This is a genomic window from Reyranella sp. (genome assembly GCF_050185545.1).
Classification (GTDB): domain Bacteria; phylum Pseudomonadota; class Alphaproteobacteria; order Reyranellales; family Reyranellaceae; genus Reyranella.
The window spans coordinates 1-4,610 of the sequence record NZ_JBFWZI010000048.1; the positions used below are offsets into that span (position 1 = coordinate 1).

Sequence of the window (4,610 nt, forward strand, 5' to 3'; positions counted from 1 at the left end):
GCGGCTGGGATCCTACCTGCGAGCCGATGCACCCGATCGCAAGACCCACTACAGCGATCCTTCGACCGAGCTGATGACGTTCGACTTCGACCTCATCCACTGGCTGATGGGGCGCCCGGCGACGATATCGGCCACTGCCGTGCAGACGGCGCACGGGCCCGGCGAGATCTCGGCTCTACTCCACTACGAGGACGGTCGCCATGCCACGGTGACGGCAAGCGGCCTGATGCCGCCGGGCTTTCCGTTCGCCGCGGGCTTCCGCGCGCTGTTCGAGCATGCCCTCTACGAGCAATCGACGGTCTTCGACACAGCAGGCCCGCCGACCAGCACCTTCACCATCGTCGAGGGCGGGCAGCCGCGGAGGCCCGTGCGGGTGCAAGATCGCAACCCTTACCAGGTCCAGCTGCAGGGCTTCGTCGACTGTATTGCCGGCCGCGCCAATCACGACCTGCTCGACGCCAGTCGGGCATACGAGGCGCTCGTACTCTCGACGGCGACGCAAAGGTCACTCGCTGAACGGCGTCCTGTCGAGATCGATTAGCCGAAAGCTGGCGTTCATGCTCTTCCGGACCGCGAGCGTCTCGCTCGCTCAGGTTCATGAGCGAGCGAGACGCTCGCGGTCCGGAAGACCATGAACGATCAACGCCCGCCGCGGTCCTCGCGCCACAGGTCGAGGCGCTCCTGGACCGGCCGGTCGGAGAAGGAGAACAGCACCGATTCGTCGGTGGCCTGGTGCACGACGGTGGCCCAGCTCGGAACGACGAAATGATCGCGCTTCTTCCAGCGGAAGGTCTTGTCGCCGACCCGGCTTTCGCCCTGACCTTCGACCACCGAGAACACCGTGCCGTCGGTGCAGCGATACGGCGCCGAGGCAAAACCCTCGGGCAGGAGCTGCATGAAGGTGCCCATGGTGGCGATCGGCGCGCCGCCGTTGGCCGGATTGACGTAGCGCAGCTTGTAGCCGTGGCAGGCGTCGGGCGGACCGACCTTGACGAGGCGGTGCAGCGCCTCGCGGGTGCGCGCGTAGGGGTAGTTGAAGATCGGCGAGGTCTGCCGCGAGGGCTTCCAGTCGACCGGCAGCAGGCCGCTCGCGTACCGGGCATCCGACGTGCCCTGGGGCGTGGTGACCGCCTGCTCGTCGCTCTCGCCGTTATCGGCAAAGCCCGCGTTGAACATCGCCACCAGCGGAATATCGAGGCCGTCGAGCCACACCATCGGCCGGGACGAGTCGTTGCCGTGGTCGTGCCAAGTCCAGGTCGGCGTGATGACGAAGTCGCCCTCGTGCATGATCGTGCGCTCGCCGTCGACGGCGGTGTAGGCGCCCTCGCCCTCGACGATGAAGCGCAGCGCCGACTGGGTGTGGCGATGGCTGGGCGCCACCTCGCCCGGCAGGATGAGCTGCAGGCCGGCATAGAGCGTGGGCGTGATGCAGGCCGAGCCCGGCATCGCCGGATTCTCCAGGATGAGCACGCGCCGCACCGCTTCCTTGGCCGTGATCAGCGTGCCCGACTCCATCAGAAAGGGCCGCACGGCATCGTAGCTCCAGCTCGCCGGCTGGTACTTCGGCGCCGGCTGCGGCGGCACCAGCTGGTGCAGCGACTCCCACAAGGGCGCCATCGAAAGGCTGCCGATCCGCTCGTAGAAGTCGCGGCGGGCGTTGTTCACGGTCGCGGGTTTGGCCATCCCGCGAACCTACCCTACTCCGCGGCGACGCGCAGCGCTGGCCGCAGACGCGAGGCGGCGCGTGCCCGGCAGGCGGCGGCAAAGGCGTCGAACAGCTTCATCGAGACCGGGTTCTCGAGCGCCCGGTGCTCGGGATGCCACTGCAGCGCCAGCGCAAAGGCGGGCGCGTCAGGCACGCTGAACGCCTCGACCTGGCCGTCGTCGGCGACGGCTTCCAGCCGGGCGCGCGGCGCCAGCCGGTCGACCCCCTGGGCATGGAGCGAGTTCACCATGATGCGCCGCTCGTCCAGCAGGGCGTGCAGCAGGCCGCCCTCGACGACGTCGATGGCATGGGCCGGGGCATAGTTGGCGTCGACGGTGCCTGCCTTCGGCGAGCGGTGGTCGCGTCGGCCCGGCACTTCGTGGACCAGCTGGTGAAGCGTCCCATCGAGGGCCACGTTCACCTCCTGCAGGCCGCGGCAGATCGCCATCAGCGGCACGGCCCGGTCGATCGAATGGCGGATCAGCGGCAGGGTCGTGGCATCGCGCGCCGGGTCGTGCGCCGTGCCCGTCCGGCTCTGCTCGCCGCCGTAATGATGCGGCTCGACATTGGACGGGCTGCCGGTCAGCAGGACGCCGTCGAGGCCGTCGAGCAGGCGATCGAGGGCGGCGGTCATTGCCGCCTCCTCTTCGAACTCGGGGCCGATCGCCGGGATCAGGACAGGCAGGGCGCCAATGGCGCGGATTGCCGCCTGGACGTATCGGTCGCCGACCGTGTGATGCCAACCGCCGCGGCCATTTTCCTTGAGGCACGCGGTAATGCCCACGATTGGCCGAAGAGCTGGTGGGCGAAGAGCAGGTCGATCCATATCCTTGCGGGAGGGTGCAAAAAACAGTGCCGGCATCATCGTTCCGCAGACATGATTTTGCAATTGACGAGGAGCCGGCCCGGCCCCTGCCTTGTGCAGTGCAGCCTTGCGTGGTACCGCCCCGCGGCCGAGATCCCGCCCCTCGCAACAGCGAAAGTCCGACATGTCGACCACTCCGCCGCCTTCTCCTCCTCCCGGTACCGCCCAGGCCCCCACAGCACCGCTCATCATGCACGGCCAGTACATCAAGGACCTCAGCTTCGAGAACCCGCGGGCACCGCAGAGCCTGATCGAGCAGACCCAGCCTCAGCTGACGCTCAACGTGCAGGTCGGCAACCGCCAGTTCGACGCCAAGACCTTCGAGGTATTTCTTACCATCGAGGCCAGCGCCAAGACACCCAAGGACGAGCCGCTGTTCGTGCTCGAGCTGGTCTATGCCGGCACGGTGAGCCTGGGCGAGGTGCCGCAGGAGGCCTACGGCCCGCTGCTGTTCATCGAGACGCCGCGGCTGCTGTTCCCGTTCGCCCGCGCCGTGGTCGCCAACGCCACGCGCGAGGCTGGCTTCCCGCCGCTCAACATCGCCCCGGTCGATTTCGTGGCGCTCTACCGCCAGCAGCTCGAAGCCAACGCCGGCAAGATGCCGGGACCGGGCGACGGCCAGGTCGGCCACGCCTGAAGCGACGGTGGTCTTGTCCTCTATTCGGCCTCCTCCGTCCTACTCGTCTTACGAGGGAGGCGCCCCGAAGGGGCGGAGGCGTCGTGGTCTTCCGACCGCGGTCCATGAGCAATGACCCCTCCGTCGCCGTATGACGGCGACACCTCCCCGGCGACAACGCTGGGGAGGATCAGACCATCACGCCCTCAGCCACAGCGGATCGGTGATCTGCTTCAGGAAGGCCACGTGGGCGGCGAGCTCCTCGGCGGTCGGCGCGTGCGGGCGCGGCGGGCGTACCGGGCGAGGCCCGTCGCTGACGCCGCGCTGGCCGGCACCGACCACACCGACGCTCAACCCGAGGTCGCGCTGGCGGCCGCCGCTCAGCTCGAGATAGACCTCGGCCAGCAGCTCCGAATCGAGCAGCGCGCCGTGCTTGGTACGGTTCGAATTGTCGACGCCGAAGCGCTCGCACAGCGCGTCGAGGCTGACGCGCTGGCCGGGAAACTTGCGGCGCGCCATCGACACGGTGTCGACGTAGGAATTGGCGAGCTTCGTCCGGCCGACGCGTTCCAGCTCGGCGTTAAGAAAGCCGATATCGAACTGCGCGTTGTGGATGACCAGCTGGTCCTCGCCGATGAACGTCAGGAACTCGTCGACCCGGTCGACGAACAGGGGCTTGTCGGCTAGGAACTCGTCAGTGAGGCCGTGTATCTCCTGCGCCTCCGACGGCATGATCATTTGCGGATTGAAGTAGGCGTGGAACGTCTTGCCGGTCGCCACCGTGTTCAGGAGCTCGATGCAGCCCAGCTCGACCACGCGATGGCCGGAAAGGGGATCGAGGCCGGTGGTCTCGGTATCGAGGACGATCTCACGCATGCCGACCTTGTAGCCTACTTGCGCTGCGCTCGCGCGAGCCGGGCTGTGAATTTCTCCCGCCACGGATTGGCCGGCCAGAAGCGCCCCCGCTCCTGCTCGAGCGCCGAGATGGCCTTGGCGAGCGCATGCCGGGTCGGGGCGAGACCAAGCCCGGTCGGGATGACGATGCTCGCTTTGCGCCGCTTGATGGCGTCGGGAACCTGCTGGCGCAGGATGCCGTCGAGACGCTGCTCGGTCATGCCCGGCCGGGCCATCACGCGGCGGCGCTGCAGGAAGCCCGGCGCGCTCACCACCAGCGTGGCGTCGACCCGGCGATCCCCCAACCCCTCGAACAGCAGCGGGATGTCGAGCACGACGAGCTTTTCCCGCCGCAGGGCAGCGCGCCTGAGAAAGGCGCGTTGGCGCTGGCCGACCAGCGGATGCACGATGGCCTCGAGCCGGCGCAGCGCCTCCTTGTTGCCGAACACCCGCGCGCCCAATGCCTGGCGATCGAGCACGCCGTCCTTCACCACGCCCGGAAACGCCGCCTCGATCGCCGGCAGCGCCGC

General features: G+C 68.3%; 6 protein-coding genes. 2 read left to right on the forward strand and 4 right to left on the reverse strand.

The genetic code is table 11. The annotated features are described in order from the left end of the window. The coding region (locus AB7O82_RS15405) for a Gfo/Idh/MocA family protein (protein WP_428619732.1) at positions 1–541 on the forward strand (541 nt) is incomplete at its 5' end. 98 nt (positions 542–639) lie between these two features. Here AB7O82_RS15405 and gtdA read toward each other — a convergent pair. After that, positions 640–1,683, reverse strand: a complete 1,044-nt coding sequence (gene gtdA / locus AB7O82_RS15410; RefSeq protein ID WP_428619734.1) for a gentisate 1,2-dioxygenase — start codon at positions 1,681–1,683, stop codon at positions 640–642. Positions 1,684–1,697: 14 nt separating this feature from the next. Beyond that, a complete protein-coding gene (locus AB7O82_RS15415) occupies positions 1,698–2,489 on the reverse strand; it encodes a gamma-glutamyl-gamma-aminobutyrate hydrolase family protein (protein WP_428554023.1) in 792 nt (263 codons plus the stop codon). A 205-nt stretch (positions 2,490–2,694) separates the two neighbouring features. On the opposite strand from AB7O82_RS15415, the gene secB reads away from it, so the two are divergent. Beyond that, positions 2,695–3,207 (forward strand): protein-export chaperone SecB, encoded by a 513-nt coding sequence (gene secB / locus AB7O82_RS15420; protein WP_428554025.1) that lies wholly within the window; start codon positions 2,695–2,697, stop codon positions 3,205–3,207. A gap of 177 nt (positions 3,208–3,384) precedes the next feature. Here secB and dnaQ read toward each other — a convergent pair whose 3' ends face one another. Together dnaQ and coaE are read right to left on the reverse strand one after the other, a co-directional pair. Beyond that, entirely contained in the window at positions 3,385–4,062 is a 678-nt protein-coding gene (gene dnaQ / locus AB7O82_RS15425) for a DNA polymerase III subunit epsilon (protein WP_428554028.1), read from the reverse strand. A 14-nt stretch (positions 4,063–4,076) separates the two neighbouring features. Next, positions 4,077–4,610: dephospho-CoA kinase (gene coaE / locus AB7O82_RS15430; protein WP_428619736.1), on the reverse strand; the 534-nt coding region annotated here is incomplete at its 5' end.